This window comes from Ruegeria sp. C6 (assembly GCF_056537625.1).
This window is the reverse complement of record NZ_JBQFRW010000001.1, coordinates 992,912-1,017,428: the sequence shown is the minus strand read 5'-3', so window position 1 is coordinate 1,017,428 and position 24,517 is coordinate 992,912. Positions and strand designations below refer to the sequence as shown.

At 56.1% G+C, this 24,517-nt stretch carries 24 protein-coding genes and 1 tRNA gene; 10 read left to right on the top strand and 15 right to left on the bottom strand.

Features of this window, described 5'->3' with window-relative positions:
- Positions 1–8: 8 nt before the first annotated feature.
- Positions 9–899 (bottom strand): YicC/YloC family endoribonuclease, encoded by an 891-nt coding sequence (locus tag ACR0MJ_RS05020; protein WP_170393692.1) that lies wholly within the window; start codon positions 897–899, stop codon positions 9–11.
- Between the two features lie 232 nt (positions 900–1,131).
- Here ACR0MJ_RS05020 and ACR0MJ_RS05015 point away from each other — a divergent pair, with 232 nt between their 5' ends.
- Positions 1,132–1,803, top strand: coding sequence for a PAS domain-containing protein (locus ACR0MJ_RS05015; RefSeq protein WP_480759587.1), 672 nt, complete (start codon positions 1,132–1,134; stop codon positions 1,801–1,803).
- A gap of 55 nt (positions 1,804–1,858) precedes the next feature.
- Here the strand turns inward: ACR0MJ_RS05015 and ACR0MJ_RS05010 are convergent, their stop codons facing one another.
- Positions 1,859–3,229, bottom strand: a complete 1,371-nt coding sequence (locus tag ACR0MJ_RS05010; RefSeq protein ID WP_223118039.1) for a class II 3-deoxy-7-phosphoheptulonate synthase — start codon at positions 3,227–3,229, stop codon at positions 1,859–1,861.
- Between the two features lie 169 nt (positions 3,230–3,398).
- Between ACR0MJ_RS05010 and ACR0MJ_RS05005 the strand changes: the two genes are divergently transcribed.
- Positions 3,399–4,403, top strand: a complete 1,005-nt coding sequence (locus ACR0MJ_RS05005; RefSeq protein ID WP_170393055.1) for a GlxA family transcriptional regulator — start codon at positions 3,399–3,401, stop codon at positions 4,401–4,403.
- 20 nt (positions 4,404–4,423) lie between these two features.
- Here ACR0MJ_RS05005 and ACR0MJ_RS05000 read toward each other — a convergent pair whose 3' ends face one another.
- Together ACR0MJ_RS05000 and ACR0MJ_RS04995 are read right to left on the bottom strand one after the other, a co-directional pair.
- Positions 4,424–4,951, bottom strand: coding sequence for a GNAT family N-acetyltransferase (locus ACR0MJ_RS05000; protein WP_170562711.1), 528 nt, complete (start codon positions 4,949–4,951; stop codon positions 4,424–4,426).
- 88 nt (positions 4,952–5,039) lie between these two features.
- Complete coding sequence (locus ACR0MJ_RS04995; RefSeq protein WP_480759582.1) at positions 5,040–6,134, bottom strand: PQQ-dependent sugar dehydrogenase; 1,095 nt, start codon at positions 6,132–6,134, stop codon at positions 5,040–5,042.
- Positions 6,135–6,304: 170 nt separating this feature from the next.
- Between ACR0MJ_RS04995 and ACR0MJ_RS04990 the strand changes: the two genes are divergently transcribed.
- The 6 genes from ACR0MJ_RS04990 (at position 6,305) to ACR0MJ_RS04965 (ending at position 12,073) form a co-directional block, all read left to right on the top strand.
- Entirely contained in the window at positions 6,305–7,486 is a 1,182-nt protein-coding gene (locus ACR0MJ_RS04990; RefSeq protein ID WP_170393052.1) for an ABC transporter substrate-binding protein, read from the top strand.
- A 125-nt stretch (positions 7,487–7,611) separates the two neighbouring features.
- Positions 7,612–8,400, top strand: a complete 789-nt coding sequence (locus tag ACR0MJ_RS04985; protein ID WP_170393051.1) for an ABC transporter ATP-binding protein — start codon at positions 7,612–7,614, stop codon at positions 8,398–8,400.
- A complete protein-coding gene (locus ACR0MJ_RS04980; protein ID WP_170393050.1) occupies positions 8,397–9,227 on the top strand; it encodes an ABC transporter ATP-binding protein in 831 nt (276 codons plus the stop codon). The genes ACR0MJ_RS04985 and ACR0MJ_RS04980 overlap by 4 nt, the downstream gene beginning before the upstream one ends.
- 85 nt (positions 9,228–9,312) lie before the next feature.
- Positions 9,313–10,323, top strand: coding sequence for a branched-chain amino acid ABC transporter permease (locus ACR0MJ_RS04975; protein ID WP_170393049.1), 1,011 nt, complete (start codon positions 9,313–9,315; stop codon positions 10,321–10,323).
- The gene (locus tag ACR0MJ_RS04970) at positions 10,320–11,633 is read left to right on the top strand and encodes a branched-chain amino acid ABC transporter permease (protein ID WP_480759579.1); all 1,314 of its coding nucleotides are present in this window, start codon (positions 10,320–10,322) and stop codon (positions 11,631–11,633) included. The genes ACR0MJ_RS04975 and ACR0MJ_RS04970 overlap by 4 nt, the downstream gene beginning before the upstream one ends.
- Positions 11,634–11,860: 227 nt before the next feature.
- On the top strand, positions 11,861–12,073 hold the full coding sequence (locus ACR0MJ_RS04965) for a hypothetical protein (RefSeq protein WP_480438555.1): 213 nt from the start codon (positions 11,861–11,863) through the stop codon (positions 12,071–12,073).
- A gap of 45 nt (positions 12,074–12,118) precedes the next feature.
- On the opposite strand, the gene ACR0MJ_RS04960 is transcribed toward ACR0MJ_RS04965, so the two are convergent.
- A complete protein-coding gene (locus ACR0MJ_RS04960) occupies positions 12,119–13,666 on the bottom strand; it encodes a helicase HerA-like domain-containing protein (protein WP_480759577.1) in 1,548 nt (515 codons plus the stop codon).
- 441 nt (positions 13,667–14,107) lie between these two features.
- Between ACR0MJ_RS04960 and ACR0MJ_RS04955 the strand changes: the two genes are divergently transcribed.
- Positions 14,108–14,707, top strand: coding sequence for an invasion associated locus B family protein (locus ACR0MJ_RS04955; protein ID WP_170393045.1), 600 nt, complete (start codon positions 14,108–14,110; stop codon positions 14,705–14,707).
- A gap of 52 nt (positions 14,708–14,759) precedes the next feature.
- On the opposite strand, the gene ACR0MJ_RS04950 is transcribed toward ACR0MJ_RS04955, so the two are convergent.
- The 4 genes from ACR0MJ_RS04950 to ACR0MJ_RS04935 are packed head-to-tail and all read right to left on the bottom strand — an operon-like array spanning position 14,760 to position 18,994.
- A complete protein-coding gene (locus ACR0MJ_RS04950; protein ID WP_480759575.1) occupies positions 14,760–15,968 on the bottom strand; it encodes a beta-ketoacyl-[acyl-carrier-protein] synthase family protein in 1,209 nt (402 codons plus the stop codon).
- 8 nt (positions 15,969–15,976) lie between these two features.
- Positions 15,977–16,234: an acyl carrier protein gene (locus tag ACR0MJ_RS04945; RefSeq protein ID WP_480759572.1), complete on the bottom strand. Its 258-nt coding sequence runs from the start codon at positions 16,232–16,234 to the stop codon at positions 15,977–15,979.
- Positions 16,235–16,266: 32 nt separating this feature from the next.
- Positions 16,267–17,358 (bottom strand): UDP-3-O-(3-hydroxymyristoyl)glucosamine N-acyltransferase, encoded by a 1,092-nt coding sequence (lpxD, locus tag ACR0MJ_RS04940; protein WP_170510276.1) that lies wholly within the window; start codon positions 17,356–17,358, stop codon positions 16,267–16,269.
- 34 nt (positions 17,359–17,392) lie between these two features.
- Entirely contained in the window at positions 17,393–18,994 is a 1,602-nt protein-coding gene (locus ACR0MJ_RS04935; RefSeq protein ID WP_480759570.1) for a L,D-transpeptidase family protein, read from the bottom strand.
- Positions 18,995–19,339: 345 nt separating this feature from the next.
- Here ACR0MJ_RS04935 and mepK point away from each other — a divergent pair, with 345 nt between their 5' ends.
- Positions 19,340–19,909, top strand: a complete 570-nt coding sequence (gene mepK / locus ACR0MJ_RS04930; RefSeq protein WP_170509840.1) for a peptidoglycan L,D-endopeptidase MepK — start codon at positions 19,340–19,342, stop codon at positions 19,907–19,909.
- Between the two features lie 128 nt (positions 19,910–20,037).
- Here mepK and ACR0MJ_RS04925 read toward each other — a convergent pair.
- The 6 genes from ACR0MJ_RS04925 to sufC form a co-directional block, all read right to left on the bottom strand.
- A tRNA-Arg gene (locus ACR0MJ_RS04925) sits at positions 20,038–20,114 on the bottom strand.
- Between the two features lie 57 nt (positions 20,115–20,171).
- Positions 20,172–21,392: a cysteine desulfurase gene (locus ACR0MJ_RS04920; protein WP_480759566.1), complete on the bottom strand. Its 1,221-nt coding sequence runs from the start codon at positions 21,390–21,392 to the stop codon at positions 20,172–20,174.
- Between the two features lie 13 nt (positions 21,393–21,405).
- Positions 21,406–21,972, bottom strand: coding sequence for a Yip1 family protein (locus ACR0MJ_RS04915; RefSeq protein WP_170421699.1), 567 nt, complete (start codon positions 21,970–21,972; stop codon positions 21,406–21,408).
- On the bottom strand, positions 21,969–22,454 hold the full coding sequence (locus tag ACR0MJ_RS04910; protein ID WP_170393037.1) for a YIP1 family protein: 486 nt from the start codon (positions 22,452–22,454) through the stop codon (positions 21,969–21,971). Before ACR0MJ_RS04910 ends, ACR0MJ_RS04915 begins: the two co-directional genes overlap by 4 nt.
- Positions 22,454–23,734, bottom strand: coding sequence for a Fe-S cluster assembly protein SufD (gene sufD / locus ACR0MJ_RS04905; protein WP_480759563.1), 1,281 nt, complete (start codon positions 23,732–23,734; stop codon positions 22,454–22,456). Before sufD ends, ACR0MJ_RS04910 begins: the two co-directional genes overlap by 1 nt.
- Positions 23,734–24,489 (bottom strand): Fe-S cluster assembly ATPase SufC, encoded by a 756-nt coding sequence (sufC, locus tag ACR0MJ_RS04900; RefSeq protein ID WP_480759560.1) that lies wholly within the window; start codon positions 24,487–24,489, stop codon positions 23,734–23,736. The genes sufD and sufC overlap by 1 nt, the downstream gene beginning before the upstream one ends.
- Between the last annotated feature and the right edge of the window lie 28 nt (positions 24,490–24,517).

Below are 24,517 nucleotides of genomic sequence, written 5' to 3'. Positions count from 1 at the left end.
TCCCGTCCTTATTCCACGTTCTGCACTTGCTCGCGCATCTGATCGATGACCGCTTTCAGCTCCAACCCAACCGCCGTCAGTTCGGCATTCTGCGATTTCGAGCAGAGCGTATTGGCCTCACGATTGAATTCTTGCATCAGGAAATCCAGCTTACGCCCAACCGGGCCGTCTTGCGTCAAAAGGGAACGCGCCGCAGTGACATGGGCCTTCAACCGGTCAATTTCTTCGGTAATATCGGCCTTGACCGCGATCAGGGCCAGTTCTTGTGCAACGCGATCAGGGTCCGCACCTTGCGTATTGTCGAGAACGCGTGTCAGGTTTTCGCGCATGTTTTGCGCCATTTCCTCGCGGCGACGCTCGGCCAGATCAGCGGCCTGATCCGTCAGCTTTGCGACTTGGTCGAGTTGTCCCGCAAGAATGCCTGACAGAGCTTCACCTTCGGAACCGCGCATCTCAATGAATGAAGCAAGCAAGCCACCGAACTCAGACTTCAGGTGCTCGACAAGCTGGGCTGGATCATCCGCGTCAGCTCCGGCTTCCAACATGCCTTTCAAGGCAAGAAGATCGCTGGCTTTGGACGGAGCCAACAATACGCCCCGCGCGCCTGCAAGCGCTTCGGTCTGGGCCAGTGCATCCAGCGCAGCTTCCATCGCTGGGGTGTTCAACCGGACATCCGCGGCGGATTCTTCCCGTCCCATCCGAAGGGACAGCGTGATGTTCCCTCGGTTGACCTGCTTCGACAGATCGCCTCTCAGCGCGGCCTCTAACCCTGTCAACCAATCGGGAAGCCGCAGACGTAGATCCAGCCCCTTGCCATTGACGCTGCGCAATTCCCAAGTCCAGCTATGGGGACCAAACGCCCCCTTGCCCGAGGCGAAACCGGTCATGGATTTGATCATGCCTGCCCTTTCCGTCAAATTCACTGGTCGCACCTAATGCCATTGACCAGCAAGGGGCAAGACCTTGCTCATTCCCCAATCAATGCCAAGAGGTTAACCATTCGTTAAAGAATTGCTCCAAAATTGTATTAACTCGTGTCAATCTGACAGTCAGAAAAGCTGGCGGATCGCAGCTTTGCCCATTAGATGGCATTTTAGGAAAATCGCGAGTGATTGATGGTAGGGTGATGAAATGAAAACCTTTTTCGGGACTGGTTCCGGCTCAGAACTTGGAAAGATCATCGCAATGGACCGATTTGACAGCGGGCGAAGCCTTTCTCCCATCCGTCAGGCCGAAGCCTATTGGACCGCCTTGCTGACAGGTGAATGCGTTCCGATGCGCTCGCAGATCGATCCGCGCGGCCTGGAGAATATTCTCGAATACACTTTCATACTGGAACGCATCGCGCCGGGTTTGGCCCGGTTTCGGCTGGCGGGAAGTCACCTGAACAATCTGGCGGGCATGGAAGTTCGCGGTATGCCCCTAACGGCTTTTTTCGAACCGAGCGCCCGCGATGATGTCAAATCCATTCTGGACCAAGTCCTCACCCGCCCCGCGGTTGCCGAACTGGGCTTGCTTTCGAAAGGCAAGCTGGGACGAACCAGCCTTCAGGCCCGCATGATCCTGCTGCCGCTTAAAAGCGATCTGGGCGACGTCAGCCGCATTCTTGGGGTCATGGTCAGCGACGGAACCATCGGGTCGACACCGCGTCGCTTCATCGTCTCGGATCGCCGCGTCAACACGATCTCTGATTTGCAACAGCCTCCGAGGCCTGTCCAACAGCAAGCAGAGGGGTTCGCTGAAGACCAGACCACGTTCAAAGGGGCACCGCACCTAAGGTTGGTATCATCACGTGACGACTAAATGAAAACGGCGGGCATGATGCCCGCCGTCTTACTAATTCAGGATGTATTCGAAGTCAGCTTGCAGCGCGCTTGCTGCGGTCACGACGTAGGTTGGTCAGTTCTTCCGCGACAAGGAATGCAAGTTCCAGCGACTGCGAGGCGTTCAGGCGCGGGTCACAAGCTGTGTGATAGCGATCCGAAAGATCCTCTTCGGTCACCGCGCGCACACCTCCGGTGCATTCGGTGACATCCAGCCCTGTCATCTCGAAATGAACACCACCGGGGATCGTGCCTTCAGCCTGATGTACGCCAAAGAAATCGCGTACTTCGCGCAGCACGGAATCAAACGGCCGGGTCTTGTAGCCGGTCGCGGATTTGATCGTGTTGCCATGCATCGGATCGCAGACCCAAGTAACCTGTGCGCCCTCTTCCTTCACCGCTTTGACCAGACGCGGCAGATGCTCACCCGCTTTACCTGCACCAAAGCGCGCGATCAGGGTCAAGCGCCCTTCTTCGTTTTCGGGGTTCAGCTTGGACATCAGGACCTTGAGGTCTTCGGCACTGGTTGTCGGACCACATTTCAGACCGATCGGGTTCAGTACGCCACGGCAGAACTCGACATGCGCACCGTCGGGCTGACGGGTGCGGTCGCCGATCCAGATCATGTGCCCGGAACCAGCCAACCAATTGCCCGAGGTCGAATCCAGACGGGTCAGCGCCTCTTCATACTCAAGCAACAGGCCTTCGTGGCTGGTGTAGAACTCCACCGATGAGAATTCGTGGGTGGTGTCGGCGGTGATGCCTGCGGCCCCCATGAAATCAATCGAATCCTGGATGCGGTCAGCGATCTCAGAGTATTTCTGAACATCTTGCCCATCGGCGAAACCCAGCGTCCACGAGTGCACGTGGCTCATATCCGCAAAACCACCGGTCGAGAACGCCCGCAGCAGGTTCAGTGTTGCCGCCGCCTGTGTATAGGCCTGAAGCATCTTGTCGGGATTCGGAATACGTGCCTCGGGTGTAAAGGCCAGCTCATTGATGATGTCACCGCGGTAGCTGGGCAGCTCCACACCGTCCACAACCTCTGTCGGCGCACTGCGCGGTTTTGCGAACTGGCCCGCCATGCGGCCAACTTTAACCACGGGAACCTTGGCGCCGTAGGTTAGCACCATTGCCATCTGCAGCATCACCTTGAACGTGTCACGGATCGCATCCGCGCTGAACTGCTCAAAGCTTTCAGCGCAATCCCCGCCTTGCAACAGGAACGCTTCGCCACGACCCGCGGCTCCCAGATGCTGCTTCAGCCGTCGCGCTTCACCCGCAAAAACCAGCGGGGGATACTGCGAAAGCTGCGCCTCGACTTTGGCCAGCGCGGCCGCGTCGGTATAGTCTGGCATCTGAACCCGGGGCTTGTTGCGCCAGTTCGTTTTTTGCCATTCAGTCATAGCTTTTATCTCCGCTGAAGTATTTCAGGTGGCCTCTATACAAAATGCATGAATGAGAGGCCATATCCCTTTTGCGCCTCTTGACGCCATAATCAAGCTTTGAGCATGGTGACTGGCATATCCGCCACCGTGGAAATCCCGGTGCGCGCCGAATCAAGGACAGTTCGCCATGCAAGAGCAACGCCAAGTTGTCACTGTGGATCATAGCACAGGCAAGCCGCATAACTTTGTATTTGTGCTTTTGGACAAGTTTTCCCTTCTGTCATTCGCTTCGGCTTTGGACAGTCTGCGGATCGCCAATCGAATGGCCAACCGAGAGCTTTATACCTGGACCTTGACGGGCGAAGGCGGTGAAACAGTGACTTGTTCAGCCGGTACTTCTTTCAATCTTGATTCTGATCTGACCGAATTGCAGCGTGACGACGTCGTCCTGATCTGCGGGGGGGTCGATGTACAAGCGGCAACCACCAAACGCATCCTGAACTGGGTACGCCGCGAAGCGCGTAAAGGGTTGAAAATCGGCGGTCTTTGCACCGCGGCCTATACGCTGGCCAAAGCCGGTTTGCTGGAAGGCAAGCGCGCTACGATCCATTGGGAAAACTCAGACAGTTTTGCCGAAGAATTCGACACTGTAGAGCTGACCAAGTCGGTGTTTTTGGTTGATGGCAACCGAATGACAACTGCAGGCGGCACATCCTCGATTGACCTGATGCTCAAGCTGATTGCCGAAGATTACGGAGAAGATCTGGCCAACGCGGTCGCTGATCAGATGATCTATTCTTCGATACGTACGGATCAGGACACGCAACGTTTGTCGACACCTACACGGATCGGCGTGCGCCACCCCAAGCTCAGTCAGGTTATCCTGATGATGGAAAAGAACATAGAAGAGCCAATCTCGCCTTCTATTCTAGCCAAGGACGTAGGCATGTCGACGCGCCAGCTAGAACGTCTGTTCCGCCGCTATCTCAGCCGCTCGCCCAAGCGCTACTACATGGAGTTGCGCCTACATAAAGCGCGGAACTTGCTGATGCAGACCGATATGAGCGTCATCAATGTGGCGCTGGCTTGCGGCTTTGCCAGCCCGTCGCATTTCTCTAAATGCTACCGGGCGCATTACAACACCACGCCTTATCGCGAACGCGGTGCACAGAGCGGTCGGTTGTCTGTTTAATCCAAAGCCGCAGGGAAACCTTACAAATCTTTCGCAAAGTAGTGCAGGTGCGGCCGTAACATCGGTTGATCCAGATAGGTCGTGGTTTCGATTGGTGAGTCCAGTTCAACAAAACCAAGTTTGGGGTACAGGTCGCGCATTTCGACATTCGGTGTAAGCGTATCGGCGATGAGGCGTTTCAAACCCATATCACGCGCGGCCTGTTCCCGGGCTTCGATCAAGGCACGCCCGGCACCGGTCCCCCGTGCCTCCTCGGTCACAAAAACCCGTTTAAGTTCACCGGTTTGGTGATCAAATCGTTTCAGCATCCCACATCCAATGATGTCTCCGGCATCGTTTCGCGCCACCACAAGACATCCATTCGGGGGTAGGTAATCCTCTGTATGCGCCCAAAACTCCGCCAATGCGCTTTCGGGGGCCGCTGGATCAATCTCAAAGCCCATATCCTGCATTCGTTGCACTATAAGCGCGTAATATTGTGCCAGGATCGTATTAAGTTCGCGCTTTGGCGGCATTGTTTCACAAAGCTCGATTACAAAATCACTCATTCAAATCTCCTGATCACCCTGAAGCCCGGAACAGATACACCGTGACCGAATGGCATAGAAGCAAACGCCCTAACCCCGTTTAATACCGTCAGAGGGGCGTCATTCGGTAAACCGCGCCTTGCCCAACGGAAATGAACCAGATCGACCCATCTGGTGCTTCGACGATGTCGCGAACACGTTCGGTCTCGGGGCCTTCGATCTGCTCAGCCTCACGCAGTGGATCGCCCGCCAAACGTGCAATGTAGTCGAATTTCAAAGAGCCAACGAACAGATTCCCCTTCCATTCCGGCCAAAGTTTTCCGGAATAGACCATCAAGCCAGAGGGTGCGATGGAAGGATCCCAATAATGCTCGGGCTGTTCCATTCCTTGCTTCGACGTGCCTTCACCGATCTTCTGACCCGAATAATGAACGCCATACGAAATCACTGGCCAGCCATAATTGGCACCGGGTCTGATCAGATTAACCTCATCCCCGCCTTTTGCCCCGTGTTCCGAAACCCAAAGCCGGCCCTGCTGATCCAAATTGGCACCCTGAGGGTTTCTGTGACCAAACGACCAGATCTCGGGGCGGACACCGGGATTGCCCACAAACGGGTTATCACTGGGAACTGAACCATCACGGTTGATCCGAATGACCGTACCCATGTGGTTCGTTCGATCCTGCGCAGCCGGGCGATCACCTCGGTCACCGATAGTGACGAACAACGTGTCATCATTCGCTTCAACGACGCGAGAACCAAAGTGGCGCCCGCCGAAGCCACCGGGAGAGGCCTCGAATATCACACGCAGATTGGTCAGACGTTCTCCGTTCTCCGATAAACGAGCGACAGCGACAGCGGTGCCTGCACCGCCTCGTTGCGATTTGGAGAAAGTCAGAAAAAGCTCGCGGGTCCGATTGAAGTCACGCGCGATGGTGACATCTAGCAAACCGCCCTGCCCGTTCGCGACCACTTTTGGCAGACCCTTGATGCGCTTCGCCTCACCTCCGGCAACGTACAAAAGCTCGCCATCTCGCTCAGTGACAACAAAGCTGCCATCCGGAAGAATGCCAATCGCCCAAGGTGTATCAAGGCCTCTAACCACCTGAGTAACCTGAACCGGCCCGCCGGTTGTGTTGATGACATCGGACCAGCCTGCAATCGACCAGCACGACAGAATGAGAATCGCAAAAGTTCTGATCATATCGACCCAATCCCTAGTGGTGCACCGCAACAAACTGACCTAGCCTAACAAAACAGATAGGATTGCTGCTTTCAAAAGCACTTTTTTGTTAGGACTTTTCTTTTTCGGACAGCTTGCCTAGGGTCATGCCCAGAACGACGACGTTCAAACGATAAATAGGGAGTAACCTAATGAAAAAGCTGCTTACCGCTACTGCAGCAACCGCTCTGCTGGCGGGTACCGCTATGGCCGAGGACGTGAAGCTGGGCGTGCTGTTCGGCTTTACAGGCCCGATTGAATCGCTGGCCCCGGCCATGGGTTCGGGCGCAGAAATGGCGATGGCCGAGGTCACCGAATCCGGCAAACTGCTGGACGGCGCAAGCGTGACCGGAACCCGCGCCGATACCGGCTGTATCGACAATGGTCTGGCCACCTCGAACGGCGAACGTATGATTGCCGACGGCGTTGCCGGTATCATCGGCGGCGACTGCTCGGGCGTCACTGGCGCAATCCTGCAGAACGTCGCGATCCCGAACGGCATGGTCATGATCTCGCCGTCGGCCACATCTCCGGGTCTGTCGACCATGGAAGACAACGGCCTGTTCTTCCGCACCGCGCCGTCGGATGCGCGTGAAGGTCAGGTAATGGCAGACATCCTGAATGACCGTGGCATCAGCTCGATTGCTCTGACGTACACCAACAACGACTATGGCAAGGGACTGGCGGACGCGATCCAGTCCTCGTTCGAGGCTTCGGGCGGCGAAGTCACCATCGTTGCCGCGCACGAAGACGGCAAGGCCGACTATTCGGCCGAAGTTGGCGCGCTGGCCTCGGCCGGTGGCGATATTCTCGTGGTCGCAGGATATCTGGACCAAGGTGGTTTGGGCATCATCCAGTCGGCTCTGGACAGCGGAGCGTTTGACACGTTCGGTCTGCCGGGCGGCATGATCGGTGACTCGCTGCCGGCAAACGTTGGTCCCGACCTGAACGGCTCGTTCGGTCAGATCGCTGGCTCGGGCGGTGAAGGTGCCGAGAAGTACTTTGCCATGGCTGAAGCTGCGGGCTTTGACGGTTCGTCGCCCTACTCGCCGGAAAGCTATGACGCCGCCGCGCTGTTCATGCTGGCGATGCAGGCCGCAGGTTCGACCAACCCCGCTGAATACGGCGCGAAAATCATGGATGTCGCCAATGCTCCGGGTGAGCAAATCTTCCCCGGAGAACTGGCTAAAGGTCTGGAGCTGTTGGCTGCCGGTCAGGACATCGATTATGTCGGCGCATCGGGCGTTGAACTGATCGGCCCAGGTGAAAGCGCAGGTTCGTATCGCGAGATCGAGGTGACCGACGGCGAAAACAAGACCGTCAACTTCCGTTGATCCAAGGTTAAAAGTCATAAAAACAAGCAGCCCGGCCCTTGTGTCCGGGCTGTTTCAATGAAAAAAGGCCGCACTCCGGTTAACGGGGATGGTAAAAACGCCGAAAACGGCGGCTAGGGGAAAAGATGATCGTCGTCGATGACGTGCACAAGCATTTCGGCGGGTTTCATGCGGTGGACGGGGCATCGCTGGAAATCCAAAAGGGCTCGATCACCGGTCTGATCGGACCGAACGGGGCCGGAAAAACCACGCTATTCAACGTGATCGCGGGCGTACTTCCACCGACTAGCGGTAAGGTACATATGGACGGTGAGGATATCACTGGCCTGCCCCCGCATGAGCTGTTTCATAAAGGTCTGCTGCGCACCTTCCAGATCGCGCATGAGTTTTCGTCGATGAGCTGCCGTGAAAACCTGATGATGGTGCCCGGCGCACAATCCGGGGAATCGCTGTGGAACACATGGTTCGGGCGTAAGCGTATCGCGGATGAGGAACGCGCACTTAGGGCGAAAGCCGATGAGGTGCTGGAGTTCCTGACAATCGAACATCTGGCCGATCACAAGGCCGGTCAGGTCTCGGGCGGTCAGAAGAAACTTCTGGAGCTTGGCCGTACCATGATGGTCGACGCCAAGATCGTGTTTTTGGACGAGGTCGGCGCTGGTGTGAACCGCACGCTCCTGATGACCATCGCCGACACGATCCTGCGCCTGAACAAGGAGCGCGGCTATACCTTCGTCGTTATCGAGCACGACATGGATTTCATCGGCAAGATTTGCGACCCAGTCATATGCATGGCCGAGGGCAAGGTGCTTGCCGAAGGCACTCTGGACGAGATCAAGGCCAATGAGCACGTGATCGAAGCTTACCTAGGCACCGGCCTTAAGAACAAAGACAAGCTGGAGGCGGGCGCATGAGCGACAACCCCTACCAGGACGATAAGGGCAACAAGGACGCCTCGATCACCAATACGCATGGTGTCGGCACCATGACTCCAGCGCATCGCAAAAGCGGTGAAACGCATCGGGTCGAGGGCGGTCCTTTCCTGATTGGCGACACTATGACTGGTGGCTATGGCAAAGGGCCAGACATCCTGCATGACTGCACCATCGCCGTTGATAAGGGCGAGATCGCGGTGATCGTCGGCCCCAACGGCGCGGGCAAATCCACCGCAATGAAGGCTGTGTTTGGCATGCTGGACGTACGCCAAGGGTCTGTGCGGCTGGATGGCGAAGATATCACCAATCTCAGCCCGCAAGACCGCGTGGTACGCGGCATGGGCTTTGTCCCGCAGACCTCGAACATTTTTACGTCGATGACAGTGGAAGAGAACCTTGAGATGGGTGCCTTCATCCGGCGCGACGACATCAGCCAGACGATGGAACAGGTCTATGACCTCTTCCCCATCCTGCGCGACAAGCGCAACCAGGCCGCCGGAGAGCTGTCAGGTGGTCAACGTCAACAGGTCGCCGTGGGCCGTGCGCTAATGACCCAGCCCAAAGTGTTGATGCTGGACGAACCCACCGCCGGTGTCTCACCAATCGTGATGGATGAGCTGTTCGACCGGATCATCGAGGTCTCGCGCACCGGGTTACCGATCCTGATGGTCGAACAGAATGCCCGTCAGGCGCTGGAGATTGCGGACAAGGGATATGTACTGGTCCAGGGTCGCAATGCCTATACCGGGACAGGCAAGGAGCTGTTGGCCGATCCAGAAGTTCGCAAGAGTTTCTTGGGGGGATGACGCCAGTGATAGCTACTCTCGTGTTTGATCACTCTGAAATCAGGTCGAAAAGACGTACGAACTTGGAAAATGAGGTAACGAACTAATGGACTTCCTCAACGCCCTTGTGGCGCTCTCCAACTTCGTTCTTGTTCCCGCAATCGCCTATGGCAGCCAGTTGGCGCTTGGCGCTTTGGGGGTGACGCTGATCTACGGCATCCTGCGGTTTTCTAACTTTGCCCATGGCGATACAATGGCCTTTGGCGCGATGATCGCGGTGCTGGTCACTTGGGGCCTGCAAGCCGCTGGCGTCAGTTTCGGGCCGTTGCCAACGGCTCTGCTCGCCCTGCCCTTTGCCATTCTGGGCTGTATCGTTCTGGTGCTGATCACCGACCGGTTGGTCTATCGCTTCTATCGGGAACAGAAGGCCAAACCGGTCATTCTGGTGATCGTCTCGATGGGTGTGATGTTCATCATGAACGGGCTGGTTCGTTTCATCATCGGTCCGGATGACCAAAGGTTCTCGGACGGAGCGCGTTTCATCGTCTCGGCGCGAGATTTCAAGGCGATGACTGGGCTGCGTGAGGGGCTGGCTATCAAGACCTCCCAGGGCATCACGGTGATCGTGGCGGTTGTCGCCGTGGCGCTGTTGTTCTGGTTCCTGAACAAAACGCGCACTGGCAAATCGATGCGGGCCTATTCCGACAATGAGGATCTTGCGTTGCTGTCCGGTATCAACCCCGAGCGCGTGGTGATGATCACATGGATCATCGTTGCCGCGCTGGCGACCACTGCGGGCGTGCTTTACGGCCTCGACAAAAGCTTCAAGCCATTTGTCTATTTCCAGCTTTTGCTGCCGATCTTTGCCTCGGCTATCGTGGGTGGCCTCGGAAACCCTCTGGGAGCCATCGCAGGCGGTTTCATCATCGCGTTTTCTGAGGTGACGATCACCTACGCGTGGAAGAAAGTGCTGACTTATCTGGCACCTGAAAATCTGGAGCCGTCAGGTTTGGTGCAGTTCCTGTCCACCGATTACAAATTCGCTGTCAGCTTTGCCATTTTGCTGATCGTACTTCTGTTTAAGCCAACCGGCTTGTTCAAAGGAAAAGTGATATGAGCGAGCCCGTCAAAAACACGCTGCTTTTCGTGGTCGTCGGCGCACTCATCGTGTTGACCGGATTCACCCAAAGCTGGAACGCCGCAATCCTGATCCTGAACATGGGCTTGATCTCGGCCATCATGTCGATTGGCGTCAACCTGCAATGGGGCTTTGCTGGCCTCTTCAACGTTGGTGTCATGGGCTTTGTCGCGCTGGGCGGGCTAGCGGTTGTGCTGGTTTCGACACCCCCAACCCCCGGCGCCTGGTCTGGTGGCGGGTATGGCGTCATCCTGTCGCTTTTGATGGGCGCGGCAACCGTGGTTGCAGCTGTGATGGTGGCCCAAAAAATGCCCAAGGGACGCACACAAACCTTTGCGATCATCGGTATTCTGGTCGTAGGTTTTTTTGTTTACCGCGCAATTTTTGATCCCAACGTAGCTGCGATCGAAGCGATTGATCCTGCTGTCGCAGGTAATATCGGCGGTTTGAACCTTCCTGTCCTATTCGCTTGGCCTGCCGGGGGACTTTTGGCGGCGGGCGCAGCATGGCTGATCGGAAAAACGGCGCTGGGCCTGCGCTCGGACTATTTGGCAATTGCCACACTTGGTATCGCCGAGATCATCATCGCCGTCATGAAAAACGAGGACTGGCTGGCACGTGGTGTCAAGAACGTCTACGGCATTCCACGTCCCTCACCGGTGGTTGGCTACGAAGTTGAATTGCAGCAAGACCCAACTTTCCTTGCAAGGGCCGAGTGGTTCGGGCTGGATCCGGTTACTGCCTCGACGCTTTCCGTCAAGCTGGGCTACTCTTTTCTGTTCCTGATCGTGCTCCTGGTGCTGCTGTGGATGGCTCAGATGGCGTTGAAAAGCCCTTGGGGCCGCATGATGCGCGCCATCCGCGACAACGAGGTCGCCGCCGAGGCGATGGGCAAGGATGTCACCCGCCGTCATCTGCAGATCTTCGTGCTGGGCTCGGCCATCTGCGGCATCGCCGGTGCGATGATGACCACTTTGGACGGGCAGCTGACGCCGGGCACTTACAACCCGCTTCGCTTTACCTTCCTTGTCTGGGTCATGGTGATCGTCGGCGGGTCGGGCAACAATTTCGGAGCCGTACTGGGAGCGTTCCTGATCTGGTTCCTGTGGGTTCAGGTTGAACCCATGGGCCTGTGGCTGATGACCCTGATAACCTCAGGCATGCCTGACGGCAGCGCACTTAAGACGCATCTGATAGATAGCGCCGCACATATGCGCCTGTTCACCATGGGGCTGATTCTTTTGATTGTTCTCAGATTCAGTCCAAGAGGGCTGATCCCCGAGAAATAAGCAAAATTTCTTGCGAAATTCCCCTAACGCACCGTTAATCGGTGCGTTTTATTGTGCGGCGAGTCAGAACGCTCTAAATCGGTGTATCGTGATCCACCACATCGCGCTGTGCCCCATACCATGTTTGTTTGGTGCGGAGTTGTAACGATCTGACAGTTAACCAAGATGAGAGCACCGTAGTCGCAATGATTAAACCACTCAGAGTTTTCGCAATCGGGATCCCGCTGATGGCAACGCTATCAGCGTGTATTCCCTCACCTGAACAATTGGAGACCACCCCGGTCAAGGTCCAGACGCCCAAAGGTGTTGTGACCTGTCAGCTTTACCGCCAGGACCGCGTCACCTGGGACCGCGCAATCGATTTTCCGGCCACCAAAATGTCGGTGCCCGAGGCGGATAATTATTGCAGACAGGAAGGCCTGCGCCGGCTTAATCGATAACAATATGGGCGCGCGACTGGTTCGGCGCGCGCCGCACTCCGGATTCTAGCGATTGCGGAACAAGCCGCCCAGTATGCCCCTGACGATGCGGCGGCCAGTTGTTCCTTTCAGCTCTTTGATCACGGCCTCGCTCATGACCGTGGCGAAGGTATCCTTTTTGCGCGAAAGACGAGATGAAGATCGCCCAACGCGGTTGCCCGAATACCTTCGGGCCGAGGCGTATTCGCGTTCTGCCGGGGTCTGCTGTTCCAGAACTTCGTCGGATTCCGCCTGTTCCGCCGCATTCGCAGCGGCATCCGCGCGCGCCTGCAGAATCTCAAACGCCGATTTGCGGTCGATACGCTTGCCGTATTTTGCATCCATCGGCGAAGCTTTGATCACCGACTGACGCTCAGCTTTGGTAATCGGACCAAGTTGTGAGCCCGGTGGCCGGATCAAAGTGCGCTCGACCACGCCCGGTACACCCTTCTTTTGCAGCATCGACGTCACGGCCTCGCCCACGCCCACCTCTCGGATTGCGGTCTCAGTATCGAAAGCTGGGTTTTCACGATAGGTCTCAGCAGCAAGTCGCAGATTCTTGCGGTCGCGCGCTGTGAAGGCCCGCAGCGCATGTTGGACCCGGTTGCCCAGCTGACCCAAAATATCTTCCGGGATGTCTGCCGGATTCTGCGAGATGAAATAAACGCCAACGCCCTTTGATCGGATCAGGCGCGCCACCTGCTCGACCTTGTCCACCAGCACCTTGGGGGCGTCCTCGAACAGCAAGTGCGCTTCGTCAAAGAAGAACACCAGCTTCGGTTTTTCAGGGTCCCCCTCTTCGGGCAGTTCTTCAAACAATTCGCTAAGCAGCCACAACAGGAAAGTCGCGTATAGGCGCGGAGAGCCCATCAGCTTGTCAGAGGCCAGAATGTTCACCATCCCCTGCCCGTTCGCATCTGTCCGCATCAGGTCGGCCAAGTCCAGCGCAGGCTCGCCAAACAGATTGGTACCGCCCTGATTTTCCAGAACCAGCAAGCGGCGTTGAATAGCACCGATCGAAGATGTCGAGACATTGCCATAGCGCAGCGATAGTTGGGCGCGATTCTCGCCTATCCAGACCAGCAATGCCTGCAGGTCTTTCAGGTCGAGCAGCGGCATGCCTTCTTCGTCTGCGACCCGAAAGGCGATGTTCAGAATGCCTTCCTGCGCCTCGCTCAGTTCCATCAATCGCGATAGCAGCAGTGGGCCCATCTCGGTCACTGTGGTCCGGACCGGATGCCCCTGCTCGCCAAACAGATCCCAGAACGTGACTGGACACGCGGCGTAAGAGAATGTGCCGAACCCGATCTTCGCGGCCCGATCCAAAAAAGCCTGGTGTAATTTGTGGGTTTCGCTTCCAGGCAGCGCCAGCCCCGACAAGTCACCTTTCACATCGGCCAGAAACACTGGAACCCCTGCCTGTGAGAAGCCTTCAGCCAGAATTTGCAGCGTAACCGTTTTGCCCGTACCGGTCGCACCAGCAATCAGGCCATGGCGGTTCGCATATTTCAGCGACAGCCCCTGTGCCACTGAATAGCTGTCGCCACCACCGCCTACGAAGATCTTGTTGTCCATTGAAAATCTGTCCCGAATTCTACCGATCTGCTGCAAGCATACAAAGTTAACCTTTCGCTGCGAGAGTAAATGTTGCTTCTCGTGGCCTGGCTGCGGGGGCAAACTTCCTCCCTGTCGACTGGCCGTGCCTTTGGGCACGGCTTTTTTTAAAGTTCTACGAAAACCGAAAGACGCAAGAATAGTTTTTTAGGGTTAGGAGTTGACCAACGGGTTCCCCTTTCGTAACGTCTGCGCATAACTAAGTCGGCCAGTCCGACGGGGAGAAAATATTCAGGAAGGGAGCCGCTCCACCGGCTCCCTTTTTCGTTGCAGATCGCGGTGTTTCCCACGCATTTCGGCAAAAAACGATCAATTCACGGTCTGGAATTCGGATTTACCCTGACACCACTGAATTGCGGTGATAGAGGAAACAAAAAACTGGATCAGTTAGATGAGGCATTCATGATCAGGAAACTTGTCCCTTTTAATGTGGCGGCCGCAGCACTGTTATGCGGAACAGCATTTGCGCAGGAAACCACACAGCAACCTGAAGCCGGTGCTGAAGCCGAAGTTGGCAGCGATCTGGATCTGGGTGAATCCGGTCCCCGTGTTGGCGAGCAATACGTCAAAGAACAAACGGGTGAATGGAATATTTCCTGCATCAAAACCGAAGGCGAAGACGATCCCTGCGCGATGGTTCAGATCCTCAATAACCAACAGGGTGATCCGATTGCCGAAGTTTCGATCGGAAAACTGCCCGAAGGCGGTGCCGCTGTTGCTTGGGCGAATGTTGTTGTACCGCTCGAAACCCTGCTGCAGGCGCAATTGGCTATGTCGATCGATGGGGCACCGCGCAAGCTTTACAATTATCACCACTGCATTCCAGTTGGCTGCGTGGCGCAACTGGGTTTGACACAGGGTGATATCGACGCGATGAAATCAGGCCAAAAGGCAGTGCTGTCGCTGGTTCCTGCGCGCCTGCCAGATCAGGTTCTGAATATGGACATGTCTTTGTCTGGCTTCACAGCAGGCTTTGACGGACTGAACGTTTCCATAAACTAAGCCCCGCAAAAGCATCGAATAAGAAAGCCGCCATGATAACACGGCGGCTTCTTCATATACGCTTCAACGCAAGAACGGCGTTCAGCCCACCAAAGGCGAAAGCATTGCTAAGGGCGACATTAACTTTCGCCTCACGCGCCTCGTTTGGCACCACATCCAGCGCGCATTCGGGGTCGGGCTCTTCATAGCCAATGGTCGGGGCGATCACCCCGTCGCGCAGGGCCATGATACAGGCCAAAAGCTCAACTGCGCCGGTACCGCCGATCAGGTGTCCGTGCATGGACTTTGTTGACGAAATCATCAGATCGTCGGCGTGCGGACCAAACACACCAGCAACGGCTGCACATTCGGTTTTGTCATTTGCAGCCGTGCCGGTCCCATGGGCATTTATGTAACCCACATCGCTTGCATTCAGCCGTGCATCCGATAGCGCCCCGGCCATGGCCCGTGCTGCACCCTGTTTGCTCGGCATAACTATGTCGGCCGCGTCCGAGGACATGGCGAAGCCCACGACCTCGCACAGGATATCTGCTCCGCGCGCGCACGCGTGTTCGTATTCTTCGAACACAAAAACACCCGCACCTTCGCCTTGCACCATCCCGTTTCGGTTTGCGCTAAAGGGCCGACAGGCATCTTTTGACATGACGCGAAGCCCTTCCCATGCCTTGACGCCCCCAAAGCACAGCATCGACTCGGACCCACCGGTCACCATTGCAGGCGCTGCCCCGCTGCGCACCATCTGAAATGCCTGCGCCATCGCATGGTTCGAAGACGCACACGCTGTTGATACTGTAAAGCTAGGGCCTTTGAGGTTGTGCTCCATCGAAACGTGGCTGGCCGCCGCGTTGTTCATCAGCTTGGGCACGACAAAAGGATGCACGCGATTTTTGCCATCCTCGTAAACCGAGCGGTAGTTGTCATCCCAGGTCGAGACACCTCCGCCGGCCGTTCCCAGAACCACCCCCGACCGCGCGGCTGTGTCACCCGAGAATACAATGCCGGATTGATCGATCGCTTCTTTGGCGGCGGTTAACGTGAACTGCGTGAACCGATCATACAGCGTCATCTGTTGGCGGTTGAAACGGCCCTCGGCCTCAAAACCCCGGACTTGACCGCCGATCTTGATCGACAGGCGATCCACATCACGAAACTCAAGCTCGGAGATACCACAACGACCCTCGCGCATGGCTTCCAGAGTGTCGGGGACGGAATGGCCCAACGCATTAATGGTGCCAGCACCCGTAATGACGACGCGTTTCATACCGGCGGTCAGACCTTTTCCGATACGAGTTTTTCGATACCCGCAATGATCGTTGTCACATTCGAAATGTCGAAATCGCCGGATGTGGGCTCGTTTGCGTTGAAGGGCACGGTGATATCGAACTCTTCCTCAATGGCAAAGATACTCTCGACAAGACCCAGGCTATCGATGCCCAATTCTTCGAGCGTACTGTCAGGCGTCACATCCGAAGGCTCAAGCACGGCCTGTTCGGCAATGATTGCTATGACGCGGTCGCTGATGCTCATCTCGATCCCCTGATTTTCGCCTTGGGGATGATTTAATCACTTGAAGGCTGTTTGAAAACAGCCTTTTTCAACGCCTCGACGTCGCGCGACAATCGGGGCAGACGACGTTGGGCTTTATATATCTCGGTATGGCTTTCCATTTTAATGCCCGGGTAGCCCATGATCACGCGACCAGCAGGAACATTTGACAGAATCTTGGTGCCGCCACCGGCAATCACGCCATCACCTATGAAAATATTATCGACAACACCAGTCTGACCACCCAGTACTACGTTATTACCAATCTCGACCGAACCAGAAACGCCGGTTTGCCCACATAACAAACAATCCTGCCCGACTCGGGTGTTGTGTCCCACGTGGACAAGATTATCCAGTTTCGATCCACTTCCGATTACAGTATTGCGTATGGTCCCGTTGTCGACAGTGCAGTTCGAGCCGACCTCGACGTCATCGCCAATCTCGACCGCACCCAGCGAATGGATGCGCAACCAGCTTTGCGCCTTTGCATCCCCCTGATCACCCAGAGTTTTCCGCGCATTTTCGGCACCCGAGACTTCTGGCGTGACATAGCTGAAACCGTCCCCGCCGATACGGGCACCCGGCTGCGCGATAAATCGATCACCGATTTGAGCCCGCGCACCGATGCTGACCATTTCGCGCAGCAGCGCGTTTTCACCAAGCGACGCATCCATCCCGATCACGCAATGCGGGCCGATAACCGAACCCGCGCCGACGCGCGCGCGCGCGCCGATAACAGCAAGCGGGCCGACCGATACGTCAACCCCGATCTCGGCGGTTTCATCAATGACAGCCGACGGATGAATTCCCGGCGCAATCCCCTGCCCGCGATCCAGCATCGCGGTGATCCCTGCCATCGCCATGCGGGGGCGTTGCACAAAAATGGCGGCCTCAAGCCCCAGTGCTTTCCAGTCCGCGCCATCCCACAAAACCGCGGCCCGTGCTGTACCGGTCTCCAAAGCTTCAGCATATTTTGGCGACATCGCCATGGCCAGATCGGTTGGCCCGGCATCTCCCGGCTCGGCTGCCCGCAAGATGGTCAGGCCAGTCTGGCCTTCTGCGGCGACCCCCAGGGAATCGGCGATTTGTTGAACGGTAAACTGCATGTCGGGCGTCCTCGTGGCGGGATTTGCCTCGTGATTACCCTTGAACGTCCGGCAGGACCACCCCTGCCTTTTGCAGCGCTTCCCAGATTTTGCGATCCCGGTCATACACGTCGCGGCGATACTGCACCTCGCCTTTGGGGCCAATATAGGCCGTGCGATAAATCAGATGCACCGGAATTTTTTTATCCAGTTCAACCTTCGTTTCTTTGCCCGTGTTCAGCACGCGGTGGAAAAACGCCTTTGGATCCTCTTCCTGCTTGGCCAGCAGCTTATAGGCAAACTCGAACGGTTGCGCCAAACGGATGCATCCATGCGAGAATGCCCGAACCTCGCGTGCGAACAGAGATTTCTGAGGCGTATCATGCAGATAGATGTTGTACTTATTAGGGAACATGAACTTCACCAGCCCCAGTGCGTTGCTTTTGCTGGGGGGCTGACGCATGGAAAACGGGAAATTACGCGCAGTGAATTGGGTAAAGTCAACCGATCCACGATTCACCTGACGGCCACGGCGATCGGTGATCTGGATATGGCCGACAGCATTTGGATTGGCCCGCAATTGCGGCAGATATTCCTTCGTGATGATCGAGCGTGGCACATACCAACTTGGGTTGATCACCATATGCTCCATCTCATCCGAGAACTCTGGGCTACGGCGATCATGTGTGTTTTTGCCGATCACGGCACGAGTCTCAAACGTGACCTGCCCGTCATCGACGATCTTGGCAGAAAAATCGGCCAGATTCACCAGAATATGCCGCTCACCACGGTCTTTGGGTAACCAGCGCTCCCGTTCAAGCGCAACGTAAACAGCTTTCAAGCGGTCTGAAACTGGGCGATTGATCTCGGAAATAGTGCCTTTGCCAGCTACGCCATCCGCCTCAAGACCATGAGCAGCCTGAAAGGATTGCACCGCCGCAAACAGCGCATCATCATAGTTTGGGCTGGCAGTAGGCTTCAGATAACCCATCGCGACAAGTCGATTGCGCAGCCTGATGACACTGTTCCCTGTGTCCCCAAGCTCAAGCTTGGAGACAGGAACGGTCTCGCCCCAGCCACCTTGTGTCATCAGCGCTTCCAGCGCCTTCTTCTGTTTCAACAGCGCAAGATACTGGCGCGATTGAGGCATCATATCCCTGAAATAGGTATCACCCTGGCTGGAAACGAGCAGTTCAAGATGCTCTGCGGCGCTGCGTCGTTCCACCGCCCGCACTAGGCCGGGATCAATCTGCGAAGGCGTTACAGAACCGGAATGCAAGTCTCTGGCATATTTGACAAAAACCCGAGTCAGCTCGGCCTCGAGCATGCCCAGATCACGGGTGTTGCGCGCGTCCTGCATCTTTGTCTTCAAAGTCTGGACGTCGTAACGTGCCCCAGGCAATCCATGCAGATCGGTCGTCGAAAGCGCTTCGATCAGGGCTTTGCGTCGTGCAGCATGTTCGGGCGTATCGCCAACCCAAACCGGATCAAACCCGTTTGAGCGATAAAACTCAGCAATTGCTGGGCTGTTGGACACACTTTCCGCAACGGCCATTTGAAACGCTGTGCCATCCGTCCCCGCCTGCGCGACTGAGGCCGAAGCCACAAGGAAAGCGGCGATAAAAACACTTGAACGAGCACGGGTAACAAATGACATAGGATGGCCCTGTTTCTTCAATGACTTGTCACGCCCTATAAGCGGCGTCTGAAAATAATGTTTTGCTGAGCGCCTGATGTCTATTCACAAATTCATCACCAGACCGCTTCTTTGACCCCTGGTGCGCGTTTGCATCGCCGACGCGCGAACTGCGCCAAAAGCAAGCATACTTGCATCAGTTGCGCAAAAAACTGCCGAAATTTCCCCCTTGATTTGGCTGCGACCAAAGATTTCTTGGCTGTTGAATCCTACTGTGCCATAAATCCCGCATCTGGGATGGGAAAAAATTAATACGGCGCGCGTAACATCGTGTGCAGGCAGGAACAGTACGGGACGAAACAAAAAATGACCAAGAGCAGTACCTCGGGCCTGACCCGGCGTGCCCTATTGGGCGCATTCGCCGCAACCGCAGTTGTTGCGGCCCCCACATATTCCAACGCAGCAGGCTTCCTTCGCGGCGGAGGTGATATTCGCCGTATCCGCATGTATTCCGGCCGTACCGGTGAACGTATCGATATGGTCTATTGGGTTGATGGCAAATACATCAAAGACGCGGTGAAAGAGGTCAACCACTTCATGCGCGACTGGCGCAGCGATCAAGTCAAGTCCGTGGACCTGAGGACCGTCGACATCATGGCGGCCACTCATAACCTTCTGGATGTCAGCGAGCCATACATGCTGCTGTCGGGTTACCGCTCGCCGCAAACCAACGCAATGCTGCGCCGCCGCTCGCGGGGTGTTGCCAAGAATTCGCTTCATATGAAGGGTCAGGCTGCTGATCTGCGACTGTCATCACGCTCGGTCTCGCAAATGGGCAAAGCAGCGATGGCCTGCCGTGCCGGTGGCGTTGGACAGTACTATCGTTCGAATTTCGTTCACATGGATTGCGGTGTCATCCGCTCGTGGCGCGGCTAATCGAGCATTTCATCTTTCGCTGTTGCACAACCCCCATCAGATAGTTCTGGCGGGGGTTTTGTTTTGCCTGGAAAAACAGGTTCGTGCACCGTCAGTTCTGCGTAATATGACGACTAGCAAGGGTGAAATGGCGCACCTGAGAGGATTCGAACCTCTGGCCTCTGCCTTCGGAGGGCAGCGCTCTATCCAGCTGAGCTACAGGTGCCTTGGCCGTTAGCTACCCTCGTTCCAATCCGGGTGCAACTGCAAATCCGCAGTACGATCAGGCAAACAGATCGTGGGCAAGCTCCAACGCATCGATCAGAGTGTCGACCTCATCCGTCGTGTTATAAAGCCCAAAGCTGGCACGACAGGTAGCAGTGACCCCTAAATGATCCATCAGCGGCCCGGCGCAGTGGTGGCCTGCGCGCACGGCGACACCCTTTTTGTCCAGAATGGTTGAAACATCATGGGCATGCCCTGCCCCATCCAAAGTAAAGCTGAATATCGCGGCTTTGTTCGCTGTGGTGCCTTGAACCTGCAGCCAGTTCAATCCATTCAACCGTTGCATTGCATAGTCGCGCAAGCCGGCCTCATGCGATGCGATGCTCTCCATGCCAAGGTCCATCATATAGTCAAGCGCCACCCCCAACCCGATGGTCTGCACGATGCCGGGGGTTCCGGCCTCGAACTTCATTGGCGGATCGTTGTAGATCACCTGATCTTTTGAAACCTCTTTGATCATGTCACCGCCACCAATAAAGGGGCGCATTTCAGCCATGCGGTCCGATTTGATAAAAATTGCGCCAGAACCGGACGGGCCGTACAGTTTATGACCCGTGATGGCATAGAAGTCACATCCGATGTCATCGACATTGACGGGCATATGAACCGCGCCCTGGCTGCCATCCACCAGAACCGGAACGCCTTTGGCGTGGGCGCCTTGCGTGATTGCTTTGACATTAACCACAGTGCCCAGCACGTTCGAGCACTGGGTCACCGCAACCAGCTTTGTCTTGGGGCCAATGGCGTCGATTACCGCCTGAGGGTCAAGATGGCCGGTCGCATCGACATCGACCCATTTCAGCACCACGCCCTGCCGTTCGCGCAGGAAGTGCCACGGTACGATGTTGGCGTGATGTTCCATCACGCTGAGGACAATCTCGTCCCCCGCCTGCAGGCGTGGCATTGCCCAACCGTAGGCGACTAAATTGATCCCCTCGGTCGTACCCGAATTCAGGACAATCTCATTCTCGTTTGATACGCCCAGAAACCGCGCAACCGTGCCACGGACGGCCTCATATTTCTCGGTTGCGAGATTTGACAGATAGTGAAGCCCTCGATGCACGTTCGAATATTCGTGCGCATAGGCCTGCGTGATCGCGTCGATCACTACCTGGGGTTTCTGCGCGGAGGCCCCATTGTCTAGATAAGTCAGCGGCTTTCCGTTGACCTGACGTGACAGGATCGGAAAATCTGCGCGGATTTTTTGTACGTCATACATAGACAGGACTTCCCTATACAGACCCGGCGGGGATCAGCCAAAGAACAAACGGGACGGCCACAAGACCAGAGATCAGGATCACAACAAACGACTTTCCCAACGAATTAAATCGATGCGCCTCGTTGAGAAAATGCAGGGTGATGTAAAGGCTAAGACCCAGCATCGCCAGACTGGCCGGTAAGAATAGAAACGGCAGCGCTGCAACCAGCGCTAGAATGATTGCTTGCCCCGCAATTTGCAGGATTTGCAACCAGACAATCAGCGTCATGAAGTCATTGAACGTTCCCGTTCCACCCAGGACGCGGCCCACTAACAGGAACGTCACGACGCTGATCATGATTGCCGCAACGGAAACAAAAAGCGTCCTCGATAGTGGCTCAGCCAGTTGCTGAACATCCGGACTGATAAGCGGCAGGACGAAGCTGGACGCAGACTGGACCAGAGCGTTCAGGATCACCGCGAGAGAGAAGGCGAGCCACAGTACATCCGTACCCAGCCGCAACGCGAGCAATCGTCTTGCGGCTTCGGCTGGATTGGACAGGGTCAGAACGACCAGGTTGAGCAGTGCGGTGGAATTCATTTAGCAGCCTTTTGCGATTGCTTGAGGCCCGACAACCAGAACCAGAGAAAAACCGCAACCCATAACAGCCCCACAAGTGTTTGCGCTGACCCGGGGCCGATGAAACCGGACACCAGCCCATTCAGCAACACCAAAGGCGCTGACGCGAGAAGCGCCCAGAACAAGGCTAGCCGCGCGCCATAGCTGGTGCCAACGCCCCCCATCATCCGCGCGATGAAATGGGTGAGCCAAGCAAGAAGATAAAAGCACAATGGCAGAATAAAGACCGAGCCCAACAGGGCCCCGCCCATCAGCATGTTCAGCTCTATCCCTTCCAGATGAGCCCTCCGTGCAAGGCCGGGCAACTGTGCGATAAAGCCTATTACACAGAACGCCATCACAAACGCCAATGCGCGATCCTCGCGCGGCCCCATATCAAGCAGTCGACGCACCACACGCCCCGGTCCGCGATACGTGGCCACGATATCAGTTGTGACAGGCATCAGCGGCGGCGTGCCAGCCAATCTTGCAATCGGGACACGATATCAGCTGCCAGATCCTCGTCCTCGATTTCATCAACGGCTTCAGCTAGGAAGGCCAGTGTCAACATGTCGGTTGCTTCTGCCGTTGGGACGCCACGGGAGCGCAGGTAGAACAAAGCCGTTTCATCGATGGCGCCCGAGGTCGAACCGTGCGAACACGCCACGTCATCGGCGTAAATCTCAAGCTCGGGTTTGGCGAGGAACTGACTGTCATCGTCCAGAAGCAACGACTGGCTGATCTGGTAACCATCGGTTTTCTGGGCACCTTCCTTCACCAAGATCTTGCCCTGAAAAACACCCGTCGCACCGTTGCGAAGCACCTTCTTGAACACTTGGCGGCTCTCGCAATTCACCGCATCATGGGTGACAAAGACCGTGTCATCATGGAGAAAATCACCGTCTCCAACACACGCACCCGCCACGTGCGCGACCGCATCGTCACCCGTCAGTTCGACGACTTGCTCGTTACGCGTTAAAACTCCGTTCACGGTCAGCGTGAAGGATTTATAGACGGATTCCTTACCAAGCCGCGAGAACATATGAGTCGCCGCACGGCGTTGATGATCCCTGCCCTGCGCACGGATATGATGCAGCGTGCCATTGTCGGCGATATCGATCTCCATGCATTTGTTGAAGCGCGACGCTGCGGGTCCGTTTTCAAGGATCGTGACTTCGGCACCGCTTTCAACCCGAACGACGTGATGCAGGATCGCATCCGACGTTTCAGATTCATGGCGATAAATCAGGTTAATCGGTTTGCTCGGCTTGCCGGATACATGAATGGCAACTCCATCTGACGCATAGGCCGTGTTCAGCGCCGCCAAGGGACGCGCCACTGGATCTTGGCCTTTTGCTTCAAGAACGCCGTATAACTCTTTGGCCCAATGGATATCTTTGCAACAGATATCTTCCAGCCGATCGATCGTTACACCCTCCAGAGACAGATCATCAGACTCTTCCGGGCTGAATACGCCATCAATGAAAACGATCTTCAGTCGGTCGAGCGCGTGGAACAGAGCCGGTTCATCCGTTTTGAACAAAGCAGCACTGGGAGCTTCCGCAGAGACCAGAGTGTCTGGACGGGTATATTTCCAGTATTCATCTCGACGACTGGGCAAACCCATCGCGCGTACACGTGCAATTGCGGCTTCGCGCGCTTTGCGTGTGCATCCCGCATCCGGCATGGTCAGCGCTGCCAGCCGTTCCTCGGTCACCGTTTGTTTTGCTTGGGGCAAAGCCATCAGTTCACCTCGGCCAGTATGTCGGCATAGCCGTTGTTTTCAACTTCCAGCGCCAGTTCGGGACCACCGGATTTCACGATACGACCATCCGCCATGATGTGAACCACGTCAGGTTTGATGTGATCGAGAAGCCGCTGATAGTGCGTGATAACAAGGAAACCCCGCCCTTCATCGCGCAGGGCGTTTACGCCCTCGGCCACCAGTTTCATCGCGTCCACGTCAAGGCCCGAGTCTGTCTCATCCAGGATGCACATCTTCGGCTCAAGCATCGCCATTTGCAGGATTTCGTTGCGCTTTTTCTCACCACCCGAAAAGCCAACATTGACCGAACGTTTCAACATTTCAGCGTCGATTTTCAGCGCCTTGGCCTTGGCACGAACCTCTTTCAAAAAATCCGTCGCCGACAGCTCTTCCTCGCCACGTGCTTTGCGCTGCGCATTCACGGCGGTGCGCAGGAAGGTCATGTTGCCCACACCGGGAATCTCGACCGGGTACTGGAACGCCAGAAACACACCTGCGGCTGCACGTTCTTCCGGTTCCATCTCAAGCAGATCCTCGCCATCAAGCGTCGCGCCGCCCTCGGTCACCTCATAGCCATCACGACCAGACAACACGTAGCTGAGCGTTGATTTGCCCGAGCCATTGGGCCCCATGATCGCATGCACCTTGCCAGGCTCGACCGTCAGGTCGACCCCTTTCAGAATTTGCTTGTCTTCTTCCTCAAGTTTGACGTGCAGGTTATTGATTTCCAGCATTTTCTGTCCTTTAGCATCTCGCAAGGGG

What these genes read in the sequence shown, in the direction of transcription:
- ACR0MJ_RS04975 (WP_170393049.1), top strand. Translation starts at nt 9,313, where the DNA reads ATGGACTTCCTCAACGCCCTTGTGGCGCTCTCCAACTTCGTTCTTGTT.
- ACR0MJ_RS04985 (WP_170393051.1), top strand. Translation starts at nt 7,612, where the DNA reads ATGATCGTCGTCGATGACGTGCACAAGCATTTCGGCGGGTTTCATGCG.
- mepK (WP_170509840.1), top strand. Translation starts at nt 19,340, where the DNA reads ATGACCAAGAGCAGTACCTCGGGCCTGACCCGGCGTGCCCTATTGGGC.
- ACR0MJ_RS05010 (WP_223118039.1), bottom strand. Translation starts at nt 3,229, where the DNA reads ATGACTGAATGGCAAAAAACGAACTGGCGCAACAAGCCCCGGGTTCAG.
- ACR0MJ_RS05005 (WP_170393055.1), top strand. Translation starts at nt 3,399, where the DNA reads ATGCAAGAGCAACGCCAAGTTGTCACTGTGGATCATAGCACAGGCAAG.
- ACR0MJ_RS04935 (WP_480759570.1), bottom strand. Translation starts at nt 18,994, where the DNA reads ATGTCATTTGTTACCCGTGCTCGTTCAAGTGTTTTTATCGCCGCTTTC.
- ACR0MJ_RS04920 (WP_480759566.1), bottom strand. Translation starts at nt 21,392, where the DNA reads ATGTATGACGTACAAAAAATCCGCGCAGATTTTCCGATCCTGTCACGT.
- ACR0MJ_RS04980 (WP_170393050.1), top strand. Translation starts at nt 8,397, where the DNA reads ATGAGCGACAACCCCTACCAGGACGATAAGGGCAACAAGGACGCCTCG.
- ACR0MJ_RS05020 (WP_170393692.1), bottom strand. Translation starts at nt 899, where the DNA reads ATGATCAAATCCATGACCGGTTTCGCCTCGGGCAAGGGGGCGTTTGGT.
- ACR0MJ_RS04965 (WP_480438555.1), top strand. Translation starts at nt 11,861, where the DNA reads ATGGCAACGCTATCAGCGTGTATTCCCTCACCTGAACAATTGGAGACC.
- ACR0MJ_RS04970 (WP_480759579.1), top strand. Translation starts at nt 10,320, where the DNA reads ATGAGCGAGCCCGTCAAAAACACGCTGCTTTTCGTGGTCGTCGGCGCA.
- ACR0MJ_RS05000 (WP_170562711.1), bottom strand. Translation starts at nt 4,951, where the DNA reads ATGAGTGATTTTGTAATCGAGCTTTGTGAAACAATGCCGCCAAAGCGC.
- lpxD (WP_170510276.1), bottom strand. Translation starts at nt 17,358, where the DNA reads ATGCAGTTTACCGTTCAACAAATCGCCGATTCCCTGGGGGTCGCCGCA.
- ACR0MJ_RS04915 (WP_170421699.1), bottom strand. Translation starts at nt 21,972, where the DNA reads ATGAATTCCACCGCACTGCTCAACCTGGTCGTTCTGACCCTGTCCAAT.
- ACR0MJ_RS05015 (WP_480759587.1), top strand. Translation starts at nt 1,132, where the DNA reads ATGAAAACCTTTTTCGGGACTGGTTCCGGCTCAGAACTTGGAAAGATC.
- ACR0MJ_RS04990 (WP_170393052.1), top strand. Translation starts at nt 6,305, where the DNA reads ATGAAAAAGCTGCTTACCGCTACTGCAGCAACCGCTCTGCTGGCGGGT.
- ACR0MJ_RS04995 (WP_480759582.1), bottom strand. Translation starts at nt 6,134, where the DNA reads ATGATCAGAACTTTTGCGATTCTCATTCTGTCGTGCTGGTCGATTGCA.
- ACR0MJ_RS04950 (WP_480759575.1), bottom strand. Translation starts at nt 15,968, where the DNA reads ATGAAACGCGTCGTCATTACGGGTGCTGGCACCATTAATGCGTTGGGC.
- ACR0MJ_RS04960 (WP_480759577.1), bottom strand. Translation starts at nt 13,666, where the DNA reads ATGGACAACAAGATCTTCGTAGGCGGTGGTGGCGACAGCTATTCAGTG.
- ACR0MJ_RS04945 (WP_480759572.1), bottom strand. Translation starts at nt 16,234, where the DNA reads ATGAGCATCAGCGACCGCGTCATAGCAATCATTGCCGAACAGGCCGTG.
- sufD (WP_480759563.1), bottom strand. Translation starts at nt 23,734, where the DNA reads ATGGCTTTGCCCCAAGCAAAACAAACGGTGACCGAGGAACGGCTGGCA.
- sufC (WP_480759560.1), bottom strand. Translation starts at nt 24,489, where the DNA reads ATGCTGGAAATCAATAACCTGCACGTCAAACTTGAGGAAGAAGACAAG.
- ACR0MJ_RS04910 (WP_170393037.1), bottom strand. Translation starts at nt 22,454, where the DNA reads ATGCCTGTCACAACTGATATCGTGGCCACGTATCGCGGACCGGGGCGT.
- ACR0MJ_RS04955 (WP_170393045.1), top strand. Translation starts at nt 14,108, where the DNA reads ATGATCAGGAAACTTGTCCCTTTTAATGTGGCGGCCGCAGCACTGTTA.